This window comes from Nocardioides flavus (ex Wang et al. 2016), from assembly GCF_014653115.1.
Classification (GTDB): domain Bacteria; phylum Actinomycetota; class Actinomycetes; order Propionibacteriales; family Nocardioidaceae; genus Nocardioides; species Nocardioides flavus.
On sequence record NZ_BNAD01000002.1, the window covers coordinates 179,653 to 200,810 of the forward strand.

The window sequence follows — 21,158 nt, forward strand, 5'->3', positions numbered from 1 at the left end:
GGTCAGCCCACCTGCGGAACGGGAGGGAAGTTGGAGATCCAGGTGTCGAACCACGGACCGGTGCCGAGCGTGTTGGCGAAGACGCGGTAGAACGGCGCCATCAGCCGCAGGCTGCTGTCGAGGTTGTCCTCGTTCTTGTTGAGCACCGCGATGACGTTCTCGAGGTGCGCCAGCGCCGGCTTGAGGTCCGCACGGGACTCCTCGATCAGCCGGGTGAGCTCCTTCGACAGGGTGGTGCTGGAGACCAGCAGGTCGTGGACGGCCTCGCGGCGGGCCACGAGGGCGCGGAACAGCACGTCGCTGTCCTCCATCAGCCTGATGATGTCGCGGTCGCGCTCGTCGAGGACCGTGGAGACGCGCTCGAGGTTGACCAGCAGCGTGTTGAGCTGCTCGTCCTTGGCCGCGATGTTGGCCGAGAGCCGGCTGAGGCCGTCGAGCGCCCCGCGGAACTCCTCGGGGGTGTTGCGGGTGAGGTCGGCCAGTGTCGTGAGCGACTCGGCGAGCTGGTCGGTGTCGATCTGCTCCGACGTGGCGGCCAGCCCCTCGAACGCCTCCACGACGTCGAACGGGGAGGTCGTACGGGCAGCGGGGATCGTGGCTCCCTCGTCGAGACGGCCGCCGCCGGCGGGCTCGAGCGCCAGGAACATCGCCCCCAGGACGGTCTTGACCTTGATCGCCGCGCGGGTGTCGCTGCCGAGCTCGGCGGCGTCGTCGACCTTGAAGCTCACCTTGACCTCGTTGCCGGCCAGCTCGATGTCGTCGACCTTGCCGACCCGTACGCCGGCGACGCGCACCTCGTCGTTGACCTTGAGGCCGCCGGCCTCGGTGAACATCGCGTGGTAGGTGTCGCCGCCGCCGATGAGGGGCAGGTCGTCGGCGCGCAGCGCGGCGACCAGCAGCATCGCCAGCACGACGATGCTGACGGCGCCGACGACGACGGGGTTGCGCTCCCTGAACGGTTTCATCCCAGATCACACCTGTCGGACCCGGTCTGGTACTTGACCGGGATCTGGTTGTTGCCGGGCAGGTTGACCCGGCCCTGGAACTCGCAGAGGTAGAAGTTGAAGAACGAGCCGTAGATCGCGGTGCGGCCGATCTTGTTGAGCTTGATCGGCAGGACCTGCAGGGCGCGGTCGAGCTCGGCCTTGTTCTTGTCCACGCTGCCGGCGACCGCGCGCAGCTCCTTGATGTCCTTGACGAAGGGCTCGCGGATGCCGTCGATGAGCGAGGCCGTCTCGACCGACAGGGCGGAGACCTCCTCCAGCGAGCCGAGGATGGCGTTGCGGTCCTTCTTCAGCCCGCCGACGAGGGTGCGGAACGACCTGATGAGGCGGGTCAGCTGCTCGTCACGGTCGGCGACGTGGTCGAGCACGAGCGAGAGGTTGTCGATCAGCTCGCCGATGACCTCGTCGCGGTCGGCCAGCGTCGAGGTCACCGACGCCGTGTGCGCGAGCAGCCCCTCCAGCGTCCCGCCCTCGCCCTGGAAGACCTGGATCAGCTCGAAGGAGAGCTGGTTGACGTCCTCGGGGGACAGCGCCTGGAACAGCGGCTTGAAGCCGTTGAACAGCACGGTCAGGTCGAGCGCCGGCTTGGTGCGCGAGACGGGGATCGTCGAGCCGGGCGGCAGCCGCCGGGTGTCGCCGACCTCCTGGGTCAGCGAGATGTAGCGCTGGCCGACGAGGTTGCGGTAGCGGATGGTGGCGTTGGTGCCGCCGTTGACCGAGGTCTCCTCGTCGACGGAGAAGGTGATCAGCGCCCGGGTGCGGTCGACGATCTCGACGTCGTCGACGGTGCCGACCCGTACGCCGGCGACGCGGATGTCGTCGCCCTTGTTGACGCCGGTCGCGTCGGTGAACTCCGCGCGGTACTGGCGCGAGGAGCCGAAGCCGAGGTTGCCGATCGTCACCACGAGGACCGTCGTGGCGAGCGACGTCACCACCACGAAGACCAGGAGCTTGACCAGGTCGACGGACGTCTTCTTGTCGAGGAGGCCGTTCATCGCAGCGACACCTCCGCGCCCCGCGCCATCGGACCGACCAGCAGCACGCCGAGGTCGGGGACGTCGTCGGTGCTGACGCCGAGCCCCGGGGCGAGGAGGCCCTTGAGGAGGGCGCTCTCCTCGCGGCCGCCCGCGAACCCGGCGGCGGTGCCGGACCACCCGGGGCCGACCCGGCTGGTGCCCTTGCCCGTGGGCTCGTCGACGCCGTCGACGAAGTCGGGCTGGGTGCCCGGGTTGGCCTGGCTGTAGCTGGGACTGGGCAGCTGGCCGCAGTAGGGCCCGCGCTTGTCGCCGTACAACGGCGTGTCGGCGGTGGTGTAGCCGCGCGGCTGGTTGGGCAACGTCTCCAGCACGATGTGGAGGGTGAACCCGCGGAACGCCTCGGCCTGCAGCTTGCCGGCGCCGACGATCCCGCCGAGCAGGCACGGGTACTCCGGCGCGTACTTGGCGAACACCTCGAGCTGCGCCGCACTGAGGTCCGCGAGACGCACCAGGTTGTCGCCGTTGGCGGTGGTGAACCGGTCGGCGACCGCGGCGAACGCCGACACGTCGTTGAACAGGGCCTTGAGCTTGTCCTCGCGGTCCTCGAGCGTGGTCGTCGTGGTGATCGTGTTGCGCAGGATCGTGGCGACCTCGGGCAGCACGTCGGCGTAGGTGTCGGAGACCTCCGCGGTCAGGCGCAGGTCCTCCACGAGTGCCGGGAGCTCGGGGTTGAAGCGGGTGAGGTAGCGGTCGAGGGTCTCGAGGGACTCGCCGAGCTGCTCGCCGCGGCCCTCGAGGGCCGTGGCGACGGCGTTGAGGGTGGTGTTGAGGTCGGCGGGCTGCACGGCGCGCAGCAACGGGTAGAGGTCGCTGAGGACCTGCTCGACCTCGATCGACAGGTCGGTGCGCTCGATGACGTCGCCGTCGGCGATGGGCGCAGCCGTCGAGCCGCCGTCGGGCACGTCGAGGGAGACGAACTTCTCGCCGAACAGGGTCTTGGGCAGGATCGAGGCCGTCACGTCGCTCGGGATGTCGGTGGTGCGGTCCTGGTAGAGCCCGAGGGTGATCTCGGCGCCCTCGCCGGTGGGCTCGAAGTCGAGGACCTCGCCCACGATGACGCCCTTGATCTTCACGTCGGCACGCTGCGGCAGCTGCAGCCCGATCCGCGATGCCTGCAGGGTCACCTCGTCGTAGTCGCTGAACTTCTTGGTGAACACGCCGTAGGTCGCCCACACCGCGGCGAGCATGAGGACGAGGAACACCACTCCCAGGGACTTGGTCTTCATCGCCCGCTCACCCCGCCAGCCGTACGGTCGTGGACGCGCCCCAGATGGCCATCGACAGCAGCAGGTCGAGGACGTTGATCGCGACGATGCTGGTGCGTACGGCGCGGCCGACGGCGACGCCGACGCCGGCGGGCCCGCCGGAGGCGTTGTAGCCGTGGTAGCAGTGGATGAGGATCACGGTCACGGCGAAGACGAGGACCTTGCCGAAGGACCACAGCACGTCGCCCGGGGGCAGGAACGCGTTGAAGTAGTGGTCGTAGGTGCCGGCGGACTGGCCGTAGATCTGGGTCACCACGAGCCGGCTGGCGAAGTAGGACGACAGCAGGCCGACGACGTAGAGCGGGATGATGGCGATCAGGCCGCCGACGACGCGGGTGGCCACGAGGAACGGCATCGACGGGATGGCCATCACCTCGAGGGCGTCGACCTCCTCGGAGATGCGCATCGCGCCGAGCTGCGCGGTGAAGCCGCAGCCGACGGTCGCGGCGAGCGCGATGCCCGCGACGAGCGGGGCGATCTCGCGAGTGTTGAAGTAGGCCGAGACGAAGCCGGAGAAGGCGGCGGTGCCGAGCTGGTTGAGCGCGGCGTAGCCCGACAGGCCGACCTGCGCGCCGGTGAAGAAGGTCATGCCGATGATCACGCCGACGGTGCCGCCGATGACCGCGAGGGCACCCGAGCCGAGGGTGACCTCGGCGAGGATCCGCATGATCTCGCGGGGGTAGCGCGTGACCGACCGTGGCACCGACCGCAGCACCTTGAGGTGGAAGGCCAGCTGCCCGCCGAGGTCGTCGAGCGAGGACAGCGGCTTGGCGTAGACGTCCTTGAGGGCCATGGTCATCCGCCCTTCGGGGGCACGACCTGGAGGTAGATCATGCTGAGGACGAAGTTGGCCACGAACAGCAGCAGGAACGTGATCACCACGGACTCGTTGACGGCGTCGCCGACGCCCTTGGGGCCTCCGTTGGCGTTCATGCCCTTGTAGGACGCGACGATCGCCGCGATCAGGCCGAAGACCAGCGCCTTGATCAGTCCGATCCAGAGGTCGGGCAGCTGGGCCAGCGCCGTGAAGCTCGCGAGGTAGGCACCGGGGGTGCCGTCCTGGAGGATGACGTTGAAGACGTAGCCGCCGGCCACGCCGACGACGCTGACCATGCCGTTGAGGAAGAACGCGACGAGCATGCAGGCGAGGACGCGCGGCACGACGAGCCGCTGGATCGGGTCGATGCCGAGCACCATCATCGCGTCGAGCTCCTCGCGGATCTTGCGCGCGCCGAGGTCGGCGGCGATCGCGGACCCGCCGGCGCCCGCGATCAGCAGGGCGGTCCCGATGGGTGCGGCCTGCTGCACCACCGCCAGCACGGACGCGGACCCGGTGAAGGACTGCGCGCCGAACTGCTTGATCAGCCCGCCCACCTGCAGCGCGATCACCGCGCCGAACGGGATGGCCACCAGCGCCGTCGGGACGATCGTGACGGAGGCGATGAACCACGACTGCTGGATGAACTCCCGCAGCTGGAACGGCCGGCGGAACAGTCCGCGGAAGACGTCGAGGGCGAACGCGAACAGGTTGCCCGCGACCCCGATGGGGGCGAGCGCGCGTGAGGACAGGGAGGTGGACACGGCTCGTCAGACCCCCGGTGCCAGGCCGGCGTTGCTGGACTCGAACGAGCCGGGCGGCGGGGTGACGCCGTTCTCGCGGCACCACTCCCCCGCGGGTCGCTGGCTGCGGCGCGGGATGCCGTTGGAGGGGTCGAGCTGCAGCGGGATCGGCGGCAGCGGCGGCAGCTCCTGACCGGCCTCCGCGGCGAGCTCGTCGGCGTCCTTCTCCTCCGACATGCCGATCGGACCGACCCGCTGGGCGTTGAGGAACTGGCGCACGACCGGCTCCTCGGAGCTCAGCAGCTGCTCTCGGGGTCCGAACATCGCGAGGTGGCGGTGGTAGAGCAGCCCGATGTTGTCCGGCACCGTGCGTGCGGTGTTGATGTCGTGGGTGACGATGAGGAACGTCGCGTCGATCTGCGCGTTGAGGTCGACGATGAGCTGGTTGAGGAACGCGGTGCGCACCGGGTCGAGACCGGAGTCGGGCTCGTCGAAGAGCACGATCTCGGGGTCGAGCACGAGCGCGCGGGCGAGCCCGGCGCGCTTGCGCATGCCGCCGGAGATCTCGCCCGGCAGCTTGTCCTCGGCACCGAGGAGGCCGACGAGGTCCATCTTCTCCATGACGATCTCGCGGACTTCGGACTCCGACTTGCGGGTGTGCTCGCGCAGCGGGAAGGCGACGTTGTCGTAGAGGTTCATCGAGCCGAACATCGCGCCGTCCTGGAACAGCACGCCGAACAGCTTGCGGATCTCGTACAGCTCGCGCTCCGAGCAGCTCGCGATGTCCGTGCCCTCGATGATGATCGAGCCCTTGTCGGGCTTCAGCAGGCCGATCAGGGTCTTGAGGAAGACCGACTTGCCGGTGCCGGACGGGCCGAGCATCACGCAGATCTCGCCGGCCGGCACGGTCAGCGTCACGTCGCCCCAGATCAGCTGCTTGCCGAAGGACTTCGTGAGGTCGTCGACCCGGATCTCGACACCCATCTGCACCCTCCTGACATCGCGGTCCTGACAGAGCCGCGTGGCTCCCTCCACGCTGCTACTGGGGGGTACAACGCGGCCGGGCGGCGGAGGTTACGGCCGGAGTGCGACGAGCGTCACCACTTCCAGGCCGGGGGGTGGCGCGGTGGACGAGGAGATCGTGGAGTCTGCGTTCCGGCTCCCGGCTCACGGACTCCACGCTCGTGTTGCGATCACCGGTCAACCGGTGATCGCAACCCTCGCGGTCGGGCCCTACCCCCGTCGGCGGCGGATCTCGGCGTTGACCGCAGGTACGACCTCGTGCAGGTCGCCGATGACGGCGTGGGTCGCGCGGGTGACCATCGGGGCGTCCGGGTCGGTGTTGATGGCGAGGATCGCCTTCGCGCTGCTGCACCCTGCCCAGTGCTGGATGGCGCCGCTGATGCCGCAGGGGATGTAGAGCTCGGGCGCGATGCGGCTGCCGGTCTGGCCGACCTGCTCGTGGTGCGGGCGCCAGCCCAGGGAGGTCACCACCCGCGAGACGCCGAGCGAGCCGTCGAGGAGCTCGACGAGCTCCAGCAGGTCGTCGAACCCGTCGGCCGACCCTGCCCCGCGGCCGGCACCGACGACGACCCTGGCCGACGTCAGGGCCCCGGACAGGTCGGGCTCGGGCTCCTCGGTGGAGACGACGCGGGCGACGAGGTCGGCCTCGGCGACGGTGGGGGTCTCGACGACCAGCTCCCCAGCGCCGGGGACGTCGGCGGGCGCCGCCGGCACGGCGTGGCCGGCCACCGTGAAGACGGCGGGACGCTCCGCGAGCCGCATCTCCTCCAGGACGGCGCCGCCCACGACCTGACGGGTCACGGTGAACGGGGAGAGCCCGCCGAAGGACACCACGTTGGCGGCCATCGGCACCGCCAGCCGGGCCGCCACGTGGGCGAGCACCTCGTTGCCGCGGGGAGTGCCGGCGGCCATCACGACCACCGATCCCGCACGCTCACGCACCTCGACGAGACCGGCGGCCCAGGCCGCCCCGGAGAAGGAGTCGTACGCCGGGCCGGTCAGGGCGTGGACTCGCCGTACGCCATAGGACGCGAGCACCCCGGCCAGGGCGTCGTCAGGGGCGCCGACCAGCACGACGTCGACCGGGACGCCGCCGCCGACGGCAGCGAGGTCGCGGGCGAAGGTGACCGCCTCGCGCGAGGTCTCGACGGCCCCGCCCGCAGGCGAGACCTCGACCAGCACCAGGATCATCGCGCCAGCACCCCCAGCCGCTCGAGGAGGTCGACCACCGCCGGCGCGGCAGCGGCCCCCTCCCCCAGCACCTCGACCGTCGACGGTGACGGCGGCGGGAGCACGAGGCGTACGCGGGACGGGCCGACCGGCTCGGTGACCGGCTCCCGCTCCTCGATCAGCACCTTCTTGGCCTTCATCCGCCCGGGGACGGTGGGGTAGCGCGGCTCGACACCGCCCTCGAGGACGGTCACCACGGCCGGCAGCGGCACCCGGTACGTCTCGTGGCCGTCGGGGCCCGCGCCGCTCGCGGTCACCACGCCGTCGGCCACCGACACGGTGCTCACGCCGTTGACGACCGGCCAGCCGAGCTCGTACGCCAGCCGGATCCCGACCTGGAAGTCGCCGGTGTCGGCGGCGTCGTTGCCCAGCAGCACCAGGTCGTGCGGGGTGCCCGCGGCAGCGTGGTCGCGGACCACCGCGGCGATCTCGCGTGCCACGTCGGCCGGTCCGTACGCCTGGGGGTCGGCGAGCACGTGGGTCGCGGCGCTGCACCCCACCGCCAGCGCGGAGCGCAGCTGCTCCACCGCGTCGGTGTCACCGAGGGTGAGGACCGTGGCCCCGCCTCCGCCGTCGGCGGCGATCCGTACGGCGAGCTCGACCGCGCCCTCCTCGTGGGCGCTCGTGGTGAAGCCGGCGAAGCGTCCGTCGACGCCCTGGCCGTCGTCGGTGAGCACCACCTCGCTCGAGGAGTCGACGACGCGCTTCACGCAGACGAGGGGGTTCATCGGATGCGCTCGTTGGCGGGGTCGAGCAGCGGGGTGGCGTCGACCGAGCCGACGGTCACCGGATAGAGCTCCTCCATGTAGGACACGGCGAGCTCGTTGCCGACGACGGCCGCCTCCGGCGGGAGGTAGGCCATCAGGACGTGCTTGCCGAGCGAGGGCGCTGACCCGGCGCTCGTGACGTAGGGGTGGTGGCCGTGCCCGTCGATGAGCGTGCCGCCGTCGCGGGTCAGGATCGGCTCGCCGCCGAGCATGTAGCGCTTCGTCCCGGAGGCGGAGGTGTGGTCGTCGACGGTGAGGGTGCAGAGCACGGCCCGCGGCGCTGCCTCCCGCTGCGCGAGGTAGGCCTCCTTGCCGACGAAGTCGGCCGCCTTGACCTTGGGCCGCTGCATGCCGGCCTCGACGATGGTCCGCTCGGAGTCGAGCTCCGCGCCGTAGGCCCGGTATCCCTTCTCGATGCGACCGGTCGTGCCGTAGACGCCGATGCCGGCCGGGACCGCGCCGTGCGGTGCGCCCGCCTCGAGCAGCACCTCCCAGAGCTCGGCCGCCCGGTCCATCGGCACGTAGAGCTCCCAGCCGAGCTCGCCGACGTAGGAGATGCGCGAGGCGAGGACCGGGATGCCCTTGCCCGATCCTGCCGCCGCCACCGTGACCTCGCGGCACGACAGGAAGCCGAAGCCGGCGTCGGAGACGTCGTCGGAGGTGAGCGAGGAGAGGATGTCGCGGGCCCGCGGCCCCCAGATCCCGATCGTGGACACGTCGTCGGTCACGTCGGCCAGCGTGGTCGTGCCCGACTCGGGCAGGTGGCCGGAGAACCAGGCCCGGTCGGCCATGCCGTGGGCGCCGCCGGTGACCACGCGGAAGTGCTCCTCACCGAGGCGCATCACCGTCAGGTCGGAGCGGAACCCGCCCTTGGTGTCGAGGACCGGCGTGTAGACCACCTTGCCCACGGCGACGTCGCACTGCGCGACGCACGTGGTCTGCACGACCTCGAGCGCCTCGGGTCCCTCGATGTCGAAGATGCAGAACGCGGAGAGGTCGATGACGGCCGCCGCCTCGCGCATCCGGAGGTGCTCGGCGTTGATGATCGGGCTCCACCACCGCGAGTCCCACTCGTGCTCGCGCGGCATCACCGCGTCGCCGTACTGCTCGAGCAGCCCGGCGTTCGACTCGTACCAGAACGGCCGCTCCCAGCCGGCGGTCTCGAAGAAGACGGCGCCGAGCTTGGTCTGGGAGTCGTGCATCGGGGAGAGCCGCTGGTCGCGGTCGGACTCGTACTGCTCGGCGGGGTGCACGATGCCGTAGGTCTTGATGAACGACTCGGTGGTCCGCAGCCGGGTGTGCTCGCGCCGCTTCTGGTGCTGGTGGAAGCGCGCGATGTCGCTGTGGTGGAGGTCGATCTCGGAGTGGCCGTGGGTCATCCACTCCGCGACCGCGCGGCCCACGCCGGGGCCCTCCTTGATCCACACGGCGGCGGCGGTCCAGAGCCCGGCGACCTCGCTCTCGCCGAGGATGGGGTTGCCGTCGCAGGTCAGGGAGAGCAGCCCGTTGATGGCGTAGCGCATCTCGGCGCCCTCCGCGCCCAGCAGCTCGGGCATCAGCTCGTAGGCCTGCTCGAGCTGGGGGTCGAAGTCGTCGGAGGTGAAGGGCATCTCGGTCGGCGACAGCTTCGCCTGCTCGATCGAGGGGATGTCCTCCGGCTCGTGGAGGATCGCGCGGTGGGCGTAGGACCCGACCTCCATGTCGGCGCCGTGCTGGCGCTCGTAGCAGAAGGTGTCCATGTCGCGGATGATCGGGAAGGAGATCTCGCCCTCCTTCTCCGCCAGCTGCGGGCACGGGCCGACGCTGATCATCTGGTGCACCGCCGGGGTCAGCGGGATGCTGACGCCGGCCATGTCGCCGAGCTTGGGGCTCCACACGCCCGCGGCGATCACGACGGTCGAGGTCTCGATGTCACCGCCGGTCGTGCGCACCCGGGTGATGCGACGTCCGCGCGGCCCGTCCTCGGTGTCGAGGCCGACCACCTCCACGGTCGGCACCACGGTCAGCTCGCCGGTCGCGAGCGCCCGCTCGCGCATGATGGTGCCGGCGCGCAGCGAGTCCACCACGCCGACTCCGGGGGTCCAGAAGGCGCCGATGAACTGGTCCTCCTCGATGAAGGGGACCTTCTCCTTGACGAAGGCCGGGCTGACCAGCTCGGCCTCGATGCCCCACGCCCTGGCGCTGGACATCCGGCGCCGCAGCTCCTCCATGCGCTCCGGCGTGCGCGCGAGCTCGAAGCCGCCGGACTGCGTGAAGACGCCCATCTCCCTGTACTGCGCGACCGAGTCGAGGGTCAGGTCGGTGATCTCGCGGGAGTGGTCGACGGTGAAGATGAAGTTGGACGCATGGCCGGTGGACCCGCCGGGGTTGGGCAGCGCCCCCTTGTCGATCTGCACCACGTCCGTCCACCCCAACCGGGTGAGGTGGTGCACGAGGCTGTTGCCGACGATGCCGGCTCCGATGACGACGACGCCGGCGGTCGCGGGGACCTCTGCCATGACAGGCCTCCTGGGAGTCAATAGTTGCGTATCACGCAACCAGTTGCGCTATGCGCGACCTTTCGAAATGTACGCCGCCGCCCCCGCGCCCTGTCAAGGGTGCGTGGGGCGGCGGGGGCCGGTCTGGGACGGCTAGGCCGGCCGACCGTCCTCCGGCCCCGGGCTGACCTCGTCCGGGTCGGCCCCGAGCGCGGCCAGGGCGACCGAGTGGTTCTCGACCGAGTCGTACCTCTGCGCGTGGAGCACGGCCTTGCGCACCCGCGACGGGAGGGTCGCCTCGTACGGCTCCTCGCGCAGCGACTTCATCAGCGAGACGCACATCGCGCAGATCACGAGCATGAACGGGCCGGCCACGATGATCACCAGCGTCTGCAGCGCCCCCAGGCCTCCTGAGAACAGCAGCACGGCGGCGACCGCGCCCTGGGCGACGCCCCAGAAGATGACCAGCCAGCGCATCGGCTCCTCCTTGCCGTGCTGGCTCAGCATGCCCATGACGATGGAGGCCGAGTCGGCGCCGGTGATGAAGAAGATCGCCACGAGGAACACGGCGAGCACCACGGTGACACTGGCGAGCGGGTACTCCCGCAGGGTGGTGAAGAGTGCGCTCTCGGTGCCTTCCTCCGCCAGCACCGCACCGAGGTCGCGCGCACCGGAGAGCTGCAGGTCGAAGGCGGCCCCGGCCAGGATCGAGAACCACACGAAGGACACCAGGCTCGGCACCAGGATCACGTAGACGACGAACTGCCGGATGGTGCGGCCCTTGGAGATCCGCGCGATGAACATGCCCACGAAGGGCGTCCACGAGATCCACCACGCCCAGTAGAAGATCGTCCACGCGCCCAGGAACTCGCTGCCCCCGAACGCGCCCGTGCGGAACGCCATCGTGGGCAGGTGCGTGAGGTAGCCGCCCAGCGACTCGGTGAACGTGCTCAGGATGAAGACCGTCGGTCCGACCACGAACAGGAAGAAGACGAGCACCACGGCCGCGATCGCGTTGGCGTTGGAGAGCAGCTGCACGCCCTTCTCGATGCCCGTCACGGCGGAGACGACGAAGCACGCGGTGAGGAACCCGATGACCCCCACCGTCAGCCACCGGGAGTCGCCGGTGCCGAAGACGTCGTCGAGGCCGCCGGTGATCTGCAGGGCGCCGAGGCCGAGCGACGTCGCCGAGCCGAAGAGGGTGGCGAAGATCGCGATGATGTCGATCGCCTTGCCGGGCCCCTGCGTCGCGCGGTCGCCCAGCAGGGGGCGGAAGGCTCCCGAGACCAGGTTGCCGGTGCCCTTGCGGTAGGCGAAGTAGCCGATCGCGAGGCCGATCACGCTGTACATCGCCCACGGGTGGAAGCCCCAGTGGAAGAAGGCGTACTCCATCGCGACGCGGGCGCTGTCGGGGGTGGAGGGGTCGCCCCGTCCGGGCGGGATGCTGGCCGGATCGGTGGCGGTGAGGTAGGTGAGCGGCTCGGCGACGCCCCAGAACATCAGGCCGATGCCCATCCCGGTCGCGAACATCATCGAGACCCAGGAGAACGTCGAGAACTCGGGCTCGGAGTCGTCGGGACCGAGCCGGATGTTGCCGTAGCGGGTGACGGCGAGGTAGGCGGAGAAGAGCAGGAAGACCGCGCTGACGAGGACGAACAGCCAGCCGAACGACCTCGTCAGCCAGCCGAGCACCTCGCCGGTGCGGGTCCCCATGCCCTCGGAGTCGAGCGTGCCCCACGCGAGGAACGCGATCGCGAGCCCCGCGGCCACGCCGAAGGTGACCTTGTCGAGCGGCAGGTGTCCGCCACGCCCTGCGTGCGGGGGCAGCAGTGACTCGCCCACGGGATCCTTGAGCGCCATCTCGTCTCCGTCCCGTTGCGCAGAGCGCAACTCAGTGCGTGACCTGCAACACACAGTCCTCCGACCACCCGCGGGTGTCAAGACTCACCCGGAGGGGTGGGGTCACTCGGTCCGGAGGAACTCCAGGTGCCGCTCGTACTGGTCGAGGCAGTCGTGGATGACCTGCTCGGCGGTGTAGCCCATGACGTCGTAGTCCTGCCCGCCGTCGACGAGGTGCACCTCGAGCCGCGCGTACTGGTCGCGGTTGCCGATCATCCGCCCGCCGTAGGTCGGCACGGGCGAGCGCCGCACCTGGACCCGGTAGACGAACCGACCCGCCTCCTCCGCGGTCGCGAGCTCGGCGTAGGGAAGCCGGCCGACCTCGCCCCGCGTCACGCTCGCCCCGACCCCCATCGACGTGAGCTCCTCGGCGACCTCGCGCAGGGCGGGCTCGACGGTGCTGGCGAGGTAGGTGGTGGCCGCCTCGTCGTCGACGAAGTTGATGGTCCTGGCGAGGCGGGCCTTCCACGCCTTGCGGGCGTCGTGCGGCGGCCCGGTGCGCGCCGAGAGCAGCGGGGCCATGCCGCGTACGCCCATGTCCTTGCGGCCCTCGTTGCGGATGGAGCGGAACAGGCCCCACATGACCAGCACCAGCACGAAGGCGAACGGCAGTCCCATGATGATCGTGGCGTACTGCAGGGCGAGGATGCCGCCCACGGCCAGCATCGCGACCGTCAGCAGGCCGGTGATGCTGGCCCAGCTGATGCGCAGCCAGGCCGCGCAGTCCTGCTGCACGTCGTGCAGCTCCGAGCACAGGTTGCCCATCACCAGCGCGGCGGAGTCCGCGGAGGTGACGTAGAAGAGCAGGCCGACGACGAAGGCGACGAAGATGACGACGTCGGACAGCGGGTAGTCGCGCAGCAGGTCGTAGAACCCGACCCCGGTGAAGTCGACGGCGGCCTCGGCGAAGTCGTCGTCGCCGGCCCGGACCTTGTCGATGGCGGCGTTGCCGAAGATCGAGATCCACATGACGATGTAGCTGAACGGGATGACCATCGTGCCGAGCACGAACTGGCGGATCGTGCGACCCCGGGAGATGCGGGCGAGGAACTGGCCGACGAACGACGCCCACGCCACCCACCAGGCCCAGAAGAACAGCGTCCAGAGCGCCATCCACTCCTGGGTGTCGGTGAACGCGAAGGTCTCCATCGACTTCGCCGGGAACGAGCGGATGAAGTCGCCGACGTTCATCACGACGGCGTTGAGCAGGAACGAGGTCTTGCCGGTGACGAGCACCCACCCGGCGAGGGCGAGGGCGAGGGCCACGTTGAGCTGGGAGAGGAAGCGGATGCCCTTGTCGACGCCGGTGGTCGCCGAGACCGCCGCCACCGCGACCGCGAGGACCGCCAGCGCGGCCTGGGCCCCGGTCGTCACCGGCACGTCGAAGATCACGTTGAGCCCGACGTTGAGGAACACCACGCCGATGCCGAGGCTGGTGGCGACGCCGAAGATCGTGCCGAGGACGGCGGCGGTGTCGACGGCGTGGCCGAGGGGGCCGTGGATGCGCTTGCCGAAGACGGGGTGGAGCGCCGAGCGCACGGCCAGCGGCAGGCTCTTGCGGTAGGAGAAGTAGGCCAGGGCCAGGCCCATCAGGGCATACATCGCCCAGCCGGTCACGCCGTAGTGGAACAGGGTCCAGACCGTCGCCTCGCGGGCAGCGTCGACGGTGCCGCCGTCACCGACGGGCGGCGCGGTGTACTGCGAGACCGGCTCGATCACCGAGTAGAACATCACGTCGGTGCCGATGCCGGCGGCGAAGAGCATGCTCGCCCAGGCGAAGGTCGAGAACTCGGGTCGCGAGTGGTCGGGGCCCAGGCGGATGCTGCCGTAGCGGGAGACGCCGAGGAAGATCACGAAGCCGACGATCACCGTCGCCAGCGCGACGTAGAACCAGCCGAACCCGGTCCCGACCCGGCCGACGATGTCGCCGATCACGGTCTCGGCGTTGGTGGGCGCGACGATCGCCCACAGCGTGACCACGCAGACGCCGGCGAACGAGGTGATGAAGACCGGCCACCGCACCGCCGCACGCGACGGACCTTCGGGGTCGGGATCGCCCGTGGGAGCGGGCGCATCGAGCTGTGCGGTCATGCTGGCCTCCTGGATCGTGCAGGGTGGCGGGACGGGTCACGTGGCGTTGCGGGGGTCCCCGGGCGGGTAGAGCGGCGACTGGTCGCGGTGCCGGTAGTAGGGCACGTCGGCCGGCGGCAGCGGCGTGTCGCCGAGGATGAGGTCGGCGGCCTTCTCGGCGACCATCATCACCGGCGCGTAGATGTTGCCGTTGGTCACGAACGGGAACACGCTCGCGTCGACCACGCGCAGGCCGTCCGTGCCGTGGACCCGCATGCTGGTGGGATCGGTCACCGCCAGCTCGTCGGTGCCCATCTTGGCAGTGCACGAGGGGTGCAGCGCGGTCTCGGCGTCCTTGCGGACCCAGTCGAGGATCTCCTCGTCGGTCTCCACCGCACTGCCCGGGGAGAGCTCGCCGCCGTTGAACGGCGCGAGGCCGGGCTGGTTGAGGATGGTGCGGGCCACGCGTACGGCCTCGACCCACTCGCGACGGTCGTTGGGCGTGGAGAGGTAGTTGAAGAGCATCTTCGGCTTCTGCCGCGGGTCGCTCGACGCGATCCGGACCCACCCGCGGGTGTCGGCGTACATCGGGCCGATGTGGACCTGGTAGCCGTGGGCGTAGCGGTCCTGCCCCTCCGGCGGCGAGCCGTCGTAGCGGATCGCGATCGGCAGGAAGTGGAACATCAGGTTGGGCCAGTCGACGTCCTCGTTGGACCGGCAGAAACCACCGGCCTCGAAGTGGTTGGACGCCGCGGTGCCGGTGCGCTTGAGGAGCCACTCGAGGCCGACCAGCGGGCGGTTGTGCCACTTCAGGCCCTCCACGATGGACACGGGCTGCAGGCAGGCGTACTGGATGTAGACCTCGAGGTGGTCCTGGAGGTTCTCCCCCACCCCGGGCAGGTCCTGGACCATCTCGATGCCGAGCGGCCGCAGGTGCTCGGGGTTGCCGACGCCGGAGAGCTGGAGCAGCTGGGGGGAGTTGATCGCCCCGCCGCACAGGATGACCTCGCCCGCGGCGGCGTACTCCTGCTTGCGACCGGCGCGGAGGTACTCCACGCCCACCGCCCGCCTGCCCTCGAAGCGCACGCGCGTGGCGTGGGCGAACGTCTCGACCGTGAGGTTCCTGCGACCCATCACCGGGTGCAGGTAGGCCCGGGCGGCCGACATCCGTACGCCGTCGACGATGTTGCGGTCGAAGCGCCCGAAGCCCTCCTGGCGGTAGCCGTTGACGTCGTCGGTGAGCGGGTAGCCGGCCTGCTGGGCGGCCTCGAAGAACGCGTTGAAGAGCGGGTTGGTCGCCGGGCTGCGCTCGAGCCGCAGCGGGCCCGACCCGCCGCGCCAGGGATCGGCGCCGACCTGCCCGTCGGGCATGACCAGCGACTCCATGCGGCGGAAGTAGGGCAGGCAGTGCCGGTAGTCCCAGGTCTCCATGCCGGGCTCGGCGGCCCAGCGCTCGTAGTCCATCGGGTTGCCGCGCTGGAAGATCATCCCGTTGATCGACGAGGACCCGCCGAGCACCTTGCCACGAGCGTGGTAGACGCGGCGACCGCCCATCGCCGGCTCCGGCTCCGACTCGTACTTCCAGTCGTAGAGCCGGTTGCCGATCGGGAACGGCAGGGCAGCCGGGGCGTGGATGAGCGGGTCGAACCGGTCGGTGCGCCCGGCCTCGAGCACCAGCACGCTCGTCGACGGGTCGGCGGAGAGCCGGTTGGCCAGGGCACACCCGGCGGACCCACCACCGACGATCACGAAGTCGTAGGTCCTGCTCATGACGACGACCCTCCGAACCAGCGCTGCGGCTCGGGTGCGATGTTGTGCCACACGTGCTTGGTCTCGCGGTACTCCTCGAGACCGGCCAGGCCCAGCTCGCGCCCGATGCCCGACTGCTTGTAACCGCCCCACTCGGCCTGGGCGACGTACGGGTGGTAGTCGTTGATCCACACGGTGCCCATCCGCAGGCCCGCTGCGACGCGCTGGCCGCGGCCCGCGTCCTGGGTCCAGACCGCGCCGGCGAGGCCGTAGATGCTGTCGTTGGCGATCCGGACCGCCTCGGCCTCGTCGCGGAACGTCTCCACCGTGAGCACCGGCCCGAAGGACTCCTCCTGCGTCACGCTCATGTCGCTGGTGCACCCGTCGAGCACGGTGGGCAGGTAGTAGAACCCGTCGGCCAGCGCCGGGTCGTCGGGGCGGGCCCCGCCACAGCGCAGCACGGCGCCCTCGGCCAGGCCGGCAGCGACGTACGCCTCGACCTTGTCCCGGTGCGCGGCGCTCGTGAGGGGACCGGTCTCCGCCGCCTCGTCGAACGGACCGCCGAGCCGGATCTCGCGGGCGCGGGCGACGAGGTCGTCGACGAACCGGTCGTGGAGCGACTCCTCGACGACGAGGCGGGCGCCGGCCGAGCACACCTGGCCGGAGTGCAGGAACACCGCGGTGAGGGCGAAGTCGAGGGCCGTGTCGTAGTCGGCGTCGGCGAAGACGATGTTGGGGTTCTTGCCGCCGAGCTCGAGGGCGACCCGCTTCACCGTCCCCGACGCGGCGGCCATCAGGCGCTTGCCCGTCGCCAGTCCGCCGGTGAAGGAGACGAGGTCCACGCGGGGGTCCTCCGAGAGCGGGGCCCCGGCGCTCGCACCCTCCCCGAGCACGAGGTTGCCCACGCCGGCCGGCAGCCCCGCCTCCTCGAGCACGAGCAGCAGGTGGATGGCGGTGTGCGGGGTGATCTCGCTCGGCTTGAGGACGAAGGTGTTGCCCGCGGCCAGGCAGGGCGCGACCTTCCACGCCACCTGCAGCAGCGGGTAGTTCCACGGCGTGATCAGGCCGCACACGCCGACGGGCTCGTGGACGATGCGGCTCACCACGGCGGGGTTGCCGGTGTCGACGACCCGGCCCCCCTCGGTGTCGGCCGCGTGGCCGAAGTGGCGGAAGACCGACACCACGTCGTCGACGTCGTAGCCGCTCTCGACCAGGCGCTTGCCGGTGTCGAGCGACTCCGCCCGCGCGATGGCGTCGCGGTCGCGCTCGAGCAGGTCGGCGACGCGCAGCAGCAGGTCGCCACGCGCACGGTTGGACCAGCCCGGCCACTCACCCTCGTGGAAGGCGCGGTGGGCCGCTGCGATCGCCAGGTCGGTGTCCTCCGCGCCGGCCTCCGCGACCTCGCCGACCAGCGAGCCGTCCGCGGGACAGCGGATCTCGCGCCGACCACCTCCGCGGGCCGGGATCCAGCTTCCGTCGATGTACAGGTCGGGCACGGTCGTCTCGCTCTCTCTGTGCGGGAAGGGTCCTGCTGCGCGGGCCCAGCGTCAAGGTCTGGGCTGGTCCGGCCCCGACCGTGGGCGGTGCCCCCAGCCCAGTCGGTGGGAGACCTCGTCCGCGGCCGCCACGACGAGGCGTACGACCTCCTCGACCCGGTCGGCGTGGAGCCGGAACGACGGTCCGGACACGCTCATCGAGGCGACCACGTCGCCGTGCGCGTCGCGGACGGGCGCGGCCACCGCCGTCAGCCCGACCTCCAGCTCGTCGACCGCCACGGCATGGCCCTGCTCGCGCACCCGCGCCACCTCCGCGCGCAGCTGCGCGCGCCCGGTGATCGTGTGCGGGGTGTAGGTCGTCAGGGTGCCGAGGACTGCGACCAGGCCGGCGTCGTCGAGGCCGGCCAGGAGGACCTTCCCGTTGCTGGTCGCGTGCAGCGGGATGCGCTGGCCGACCCAGTTGTGGGACTGCAGCGCCGACGAGCCGGCGACCTGGTCCAGGTAGAGCGCCGAGCTCTCGGCGAGGACGGCGATGTTGACGGTCTCACCGGTGTCGGCGGCGAGCCGTCGCGCGATCGGCCGGGCCTCCTGCACCAGGTCGAGGCGCGCCGTGGTCGCGCCGGCGAGGCGCAGGATCCCGACACCGAGGCGGTAGCGGCCCCGGTCGCTGGTCTGCTCCACGAGGCGGTGCGCCTCGAGCGTCGCGACGAGCCGGAAGGCGGTGCTCTTGTGCACGCCGAGCTCGCCCGCGATCTCGGTCACCCCGGACTCGCCGGTGCGCGCGAGGACCTCGAGGATCCCGAGCGCCCGGTCGACCGACTGCACGCCGCCCCCGGTCGGGGCTGGGTTCGGCACGGTGTCCGCCATGAGGGGGACACTAGCGCAGCAGCTGTTGCGTATCGCAGACTGCGTTTCGCCGAGCGCAACAGCAGTTCGGCGAGCCTCGGTCCCTCCTCCCGCTCCAGGAGACACCATGCCGCACCGCCCCGCAGGTGCCGAGTTCGTCCTGACTCTCTCGTGCCCCGACCGCCCCGGCATCGTCCACGCGGTGGCGGGCTTCCTGGTCGAGCGCGGGGCCAACATCGTCGAGAGCCAGCAGTTCGGCGACCGGCTCACCGACCGGTTCTTCATGCGCATCGCCTTCGTCACCCCGGCTGCGGCCGAGGCCGACGACCTCCGTCAGGAGTTCGCCGGGGTCGCCTCGGCGTTCGGCATGGAGTACGGGCTCTGGGCCGCCGACGCGCCGTACCGGACGCTGATCATGGTCTCGCGGCACCTGCACTGCCTCAACGACCTGCTCTTCCGCGCGAGCACGGGGGCGCTGCAGATCGAGGTCCCGGCCATCGTGTCCAACCACCCGGACGCAGGGGCGCTGGCCCGCTCGTACGGCGTCGACTTCCACCACGTCCCGGTCACGGCCGACACCAAGCCGGAGGCCGAGGCACGCCTGCTGCAGCTCGTCGAGGACACCGGCACGCACCTCGTCGTCCTGGCGCGCTACATGCAGGTGCTCTCGGACGACCTGTGCCGGCGCCTCTCGGGGCGCGCGATCAACATCCACCACTCGTTCCTGCCGAGCTTCAAGGGGGCCCGGCCCTACCACCAGGCCTTCGACCGTGGCGTGAAGCTGGTGGGCGCGACCGCGCACTACGTGACCGGCGACCTCGACGAGGGGCCGATCATCGAGCAGGACGTCCTGCGCGTCGACCACGGCTACGACCAGGACCAGCTCGTCTCGGCAGGACGCGACGTGGAGGCGCAGGTGCTCTCCCGGGCGGTGCGCTGGCACAGCCAGTCGCGGGTCCTGCTCAACGGCGAGCGCACCGTCGTCTTCCGCTGAGGCGACGGGCCAGCCGCAACCGCACCCACCGCCATCGCCCAGGAGCCCGCCATGCAGTCCGACATCGAGATCGCCAACGCCGCCGTCCTGCGGCCCATCCGCGAGGTCGCGCAGGAGACGCTCGGGATCGGCGAGGAGCACCTGGTGCCCTACGGCCACCACAAGGCCAAGGTCGACATCGGCTACCTGACGTCGCTGGCCGACCGCCCGCTCGGCCGGCTGGTGCTGGTCACCGCCCTCTCGCCCACCCCGCCCGGCGAGGGCAAGACCACCACGACCGTCGGGCTCACCGATGCCCTGCACGGCCTGGGTCACCGGGCGATGGCGTGCCTGCGGGAGCCGTCCATGGGTCCGGTCTTCGGCATGAAGGGCGGCGCGGCCGGCGGCGGGTGGAGCCAGGTCGTGCCGATGACCGACATCAACCTCCACTTCACCGGCGACTTCGCCGCCATCGCGGCGGCCAACAACCTGCTCTCCGCGCTGATCGACAACCACGTGCACCACGGCAACGAGCTCGACATCGACGTACGCAGCGTGACGTGGAAGCGCGTGGTGGACACCAACGACCGCGCCCTGCGCGAGGTCGTGGTGGCGCTCGGCGGGCACGCCAACGGCTTCCCCCGCGAGGACGGCTTCGACATCGTCGTCGCCTCCGAGCTGATGGCGATCTTCTGCCTCACCGAGTCCTGGGCCGACCTCAAGCGGCGCATCGGCGACATCGTCGTCGGCTACACCCGCGCGATGACGCCGGTCACCGCCCGCGACCTCGGCGCGGAGGGGGCGATGGCCGCGCTGCTCCGCGACGCCCTCGCGCCCAACCTGGTGCAGACGCTCGAGGGTGCTCCGGCCTTCGTGCACGGCGGTCCGTTCGCCAACATCGCCCACGGCTGCAGCTCGGTGATGGCGACCCGCGCCGGGCTGCGGCTGGCCGACATCGTGGTCACCGAGGCGGGCTTCGGCGCCGACCTCGGCGCGGAGAAGTTCGTGGACATCAAGTGTCGCAAGTCGGGCCTGCGTCCCGACGTGGCCGTGGTGGTCGCGACCGTGCGGGCCCTGAAGTACCACGGCGGGGTGCCGCTGGCCGACCTCGGTCGCGAGGACGTCGGCGCCGTCGAGGCCGGGATGGCCAACCTGCGCCGCCACCTGGCCAACGTCCGCGAGGTCTACGGCATCCCCGCCGTGGTGGCGGTCAACCGTTTCCCCACCGACACCGACCGCGAGGTCGAGCGCGTCGTCGAGCTGGTGGCCGACGAGGGCGTACGGGCCTTCCCCGCCACGCACTTCGCCGACGGGGGCAACGGTGCGAAGGACCTCGCGGAGGGCGTGCTGGCGTCGCTGGCCGAGCCGTCGCCGTACGAGTTCTCCTACACCTACGACGACGACCTCTCGCTCACCGCGAAGGTCGAGGCCATCGCCACCCGCCTCTACGGCGCCGGCCTGGTGACCTGGGACGCCCGGGCTCGGCGGCGCCTGCAGCGCATCGAGCGCGACGGCTACTCGCAGCTCCCCGTGTGCATCGCCAAGACCCAGTACTCGTTCTCGACCGACCCGGCGGAGCTGGGCGCACCGACGGGCCACGAGCTGCACGTGCGCGAGGTACGCCTCTCGGCCGGCGCCGGCTTCGTGGTCGTGGTGTGCGGCGACATCATGACCATGCCCGGCCTGCCGCGCGAGCCGTCCGCGGCGCGCATCGACCTCGCCGACGACGGGACGATCCTCGGGCTCAGCTGACCGCACGCGG

At 70.9% G+C, this 21,158-nt stretch carries 16 protein-coding genes; 2 read left to right on the forward strand and 14 right to left on the reverse strand.

The annotated features are described in order from the left end of the window. Positions 1 to 2: 2 nt before the first annotated feature. From IE200_RS05335 to IE200_RS05400, 14 genes are all read right to left on the reverse strand, one after another. A complete protein-coding gene (locus IE200_RS05335) occupies positions 3 to 965 on the reverse strand; it encodes an MCE family protein (protein ID WP_191278366.1) in 963 nt (320 codons plus the stop codon). After that, positions 962 to 1,999, reverse strand: a complete 1,038-nt coding sequence (locus IE200_RS05340) for an MCE family protein (protein ID WP_191278367.1) — start codon at positions 1,997 to 1,999, stop codon at positions 962 to 964. The genes IE200_RS05335 and IE200_RS05340 overlap by 4 nt, the downstream gene beginning before the upstream one ends. After that, on the reverse strand, positions 1,996 to 3,267 hold the full coding sequence (locus IE200_RS05345) for an MCE family protein (protein ID WP_191278368.1): 1,272 nt from the start codon (positions 3,265 to 3,267) through the stop codon (positions 1,996 to 1,998). The genes IE200_RS05340 and IE200_RS05345 overlap by 4 nt, the downstream gene beginning before the upstream one ends. A 7-nt stretch (positions 3,268 to 3,274) precedes the next feature. Beyond that, positions 3,275 to 4,099: an MlaE family ABC transporter permease gene (locus tag IE200_RS05350; protein ID WP_191278369.1), complete on the reverse strand. Its 825-nt coding sequence runs from the start codon at positions 4,097 to 4,099 to the stop codon at positions 3,275 to 3,277. Between the two features lie 2 nt (positions 4,100 to 4,101). Next, positions 4,102 to 4,887, reverse strand: a complete 786-nt coding sequence (locus IE200_RS05355; protein WP_191278370.1) for an MlaE family ABC transporter permease — start codon at positions 4,885 to 4,887, stop codon at positions 4,102 to 4,104. 6 nt (positions 4,888 to 4,893) lie between these two features. Then, complete coding sequence (locus IE200_RS05360; RefSeq protein WP_191278371.1) at positions 4,894 to 5,850, reverse strand: ABC transporter ATP-binding protein; 957 nt, start codon at positions 5,848 to 5,850, stop codon at positions 4,894 to 4,896. A gap of 249 nt (positions 5,851 to 6,099) precedes the next feature. Further along, on the reverse strand, positions 6,100 to 7,080 hold the full coding sequence (locus IE200_RS05365; RefSeq protein ID WP_191278372.1) for an electron transfer flavoprotein subunit alpha/FixB family protein: 981 nt from the start codon (positions 7,078 to 7,080) through the stop codon (positions 6,100 to 6,102). Further along, positions 7,077 to 7,847 (reverse strand): electron transfer flavoprotein subunit beta/FixA family protein, encoded by a 771-nt coding sequence (locus IE200_RS05370; protein ID WP_191278373.1) that lies wholly within the window; start codon positions 7,845 to 7,847, stop codon positions 7,077 to 7,079. The genes IE200_RS05365 and IE200_RS05370 overlap by 4 nt, the downstream gene beginning before the upstream one ends. Further along, positions 7,844 to 10,384: a GcvT family protein gene (locus tag IE200_RS05375; RefSeq protein WP_191278374.1), complete on the reverse strand. Its 2,541-nt coding sequence runs from the start codon at positions 10,382 to 10,384 to the stop codon at positions 7,844 to 7,846. Before IE200_RS05375 ends, IE200_RS05370 begins: the two co-directional genes overlap by 4 nt. Positions 10,385 to 10,516: 132 nt before the next feature. Continuing rightward, the gene (locus IE200_RS05380; RefSeq protein ID WP_191278375.1) at positions 10,517 to 12,223 is read right to left on the reverse strand and encodes a BCCT family transporter; all 1,707 of its coding nucleotides are present in this window, start codon (positions 12,221 to 12,223) and stop codon (positions 10,517 to 10,519) included. Between the two features lie 102 nt (positions 12,224 to 12,325). Continuing rightward, a complete protein-coding gene (betT, locus tag IE200_RS05385) occupies positions 12,326 to 14,353 on the reverse strand; it encodes a choline BCCT transporter BetT (RefSeq protein ID WP_191278376.1) in 2,028 nt (675 codons plus the stop codon). Between the two features lie 36 nt (positions 14,354 to 14,389). Then, entirely contained in the window at positions 14,390 to 16,102 is a 1,713-nt protein-coding gene (betA, locus tag IE200_RS05390) for a choline dehydrogenase (RefSeq protein ID WP_191278377.1), read from the reverse strand. Beyond that, positions 16,099 to 17,577 carry an aldehyde dehydrogenase family protein gene (locus IE200_RS05395; RefSeq protein WP_191278378.1) on the reverse strand — a complete coding sequence of 493 codons (1,479 nt, stop codon included), beginning with the start codon at positions 17,575 to 17,577 and terminating at the stop codon, positions 16,099 to 16,101. The genes betA and IE200_RS05395 overlap by 4 nt, the downstream gene beginning before the upstream one ends. A gap of 51 nt (positions 17,578 to 17,628) precedes the next feature. Beyond that, the gene (locus IE200_RS05400) at positions 17,629 to 18,444 is read right to left on the reverse strand and encodes an IclR family transcriptional regulator (RefSeq protein ID WP_191278379.1); all 816 of its coding nucleotides are present in this window, start codon (positions 18,442 to 18,444) and stop codon (positions 17,629 to 17,631) included. A 106-nt stretch (positions 18,445 to 18,550) separates the two neighbouring features. Here IE200_RS05400 and purU point away from each other — a divergent pair, with 106 nt between their 5' ends. Together purU and IE200_RS05410 are read left to right on the forward strand one after the other, a co-directional pair. Then, positions 18,551 to 19,417, forward strand: a complete 867-nt coding sequence (purU, locus tag IE200_RS05405; protein WP_191278380.1) for a formyltetrahydrofolate deformylase — start codon at positions 18,551 to 18,553, stop codon at positions 19,415 to 19,417. A gap of 51 nt (positions 19,418 to 19,468) precedes the next feature. Beyond that, positions 19,469 to 21,148: a formate--tetrahydrofolate ligase gene (locus tag IE200_RS05410; protein ID WP_191278381.1), complete on the forward strand. Its 1,680-nt coding sequence runs from the start codon at positions 19,469 to 19,471 to the stop codon at positions 21,146 to 21,148. The last annotated feature ends 10 nt before the right edge of the window (positions 21,149 to 21,158 follow it).

Coding starts and splice junctions, on each gene's coding strand:
- IE200_RS05410 (WP_191278381.1), top strand. CDS start 19,469: ATGCAGTCCGACATCGAGATCGCCAACGCCGCCGTCCTGCGGCCCATC.
- IE200_RS05400 (WP_191278379.1), bottom strand. CDS start 18,444: ATGGCGGACACCGTGCCGAACCCAGCCCCGACCGGGGGCGGCGTGCAG.
- betT (WP_191278376.1), bottom strand. CDS start 14,353: ATGACCGCACAGCTCGATGCGCCCGCTCCCACGGGCGATCCCGACCCC.
- IE200_RS05360 (WP_191278371.1), bottom strand. CDS start 5,850: ATGGGTGTCGAGATCCGGGTCGACGACCTCACGAAGTCCTTCGGCAAG.
- IE200_RS05345 (WP_191278368.1), bottom strand. CDS start 3,267: ATGAAGACCAAGTCCCTGGGAGTGGTGTTCCTCGTCCTCATGCTCGCC.
- IE200_RS05370 (WP_191278373.1), bottom strand. CDS start 7,847: ATGAACCCCCTCGTCTGCGTGAAGCGCGTCGTCGACTCCTCGAGCGAG.
- IE200_RS05340 (WP_191278367.1), bottom strand. CDS start 1,999: ATGAACGGCCTCCTCGACAAGAAGACGTCCGTCGACCTGGTCAAGCTC.
- IE200_RS05335 (WP_191278366.1), bottom strand. CDS start 965: ATGAAACCGTTCAGGGAGCGCAACCCCGTCGTCGTCGGCGCCGTCAGC.
- IE200_RS05380 (WP_191278375.1), bottom strand. CDS start 12,223: ATGGCGCTCAAGGATCCCGTGGGCGAGTCACTGCTGCCCCCGCACGCA.
- IE200_RS05350 (WP_191278369.1), bottom strand. CDS start 4,099: ATGGCCCTCAAGGACGTCTACGCCAAGCCGCTGTCCTCGCTCGACGAC.
- IE200_RS05375 (WP_191278374.1), bottom strand. CDS start 10,384: ATGGCAGAGGTCCCCGCGACCGCCGGCGTCGTCGTCATCGGAGCCGGC.
- purU (WP_191278380.1), top strand. CDS start 18,551: ATGCCGCACCGCCCCGCAGGTGCCGAGTTCGTCCTGACTCTCTCGTGC.
- betA (WP_191278377.1), bottom strand. CDS start 16,102: ATGAGCAGGACCTACGACTTCGTGATCGTCGGTGGTGGGTCCGCCGGG.
- IE200_RS05365 (WP_191278372.1), bottom strand. CDS start 7,080: ATGATCCTGGTGCTGGTCGAGGTCTCGCCTGCGGGCGGGGCCGTCGAG.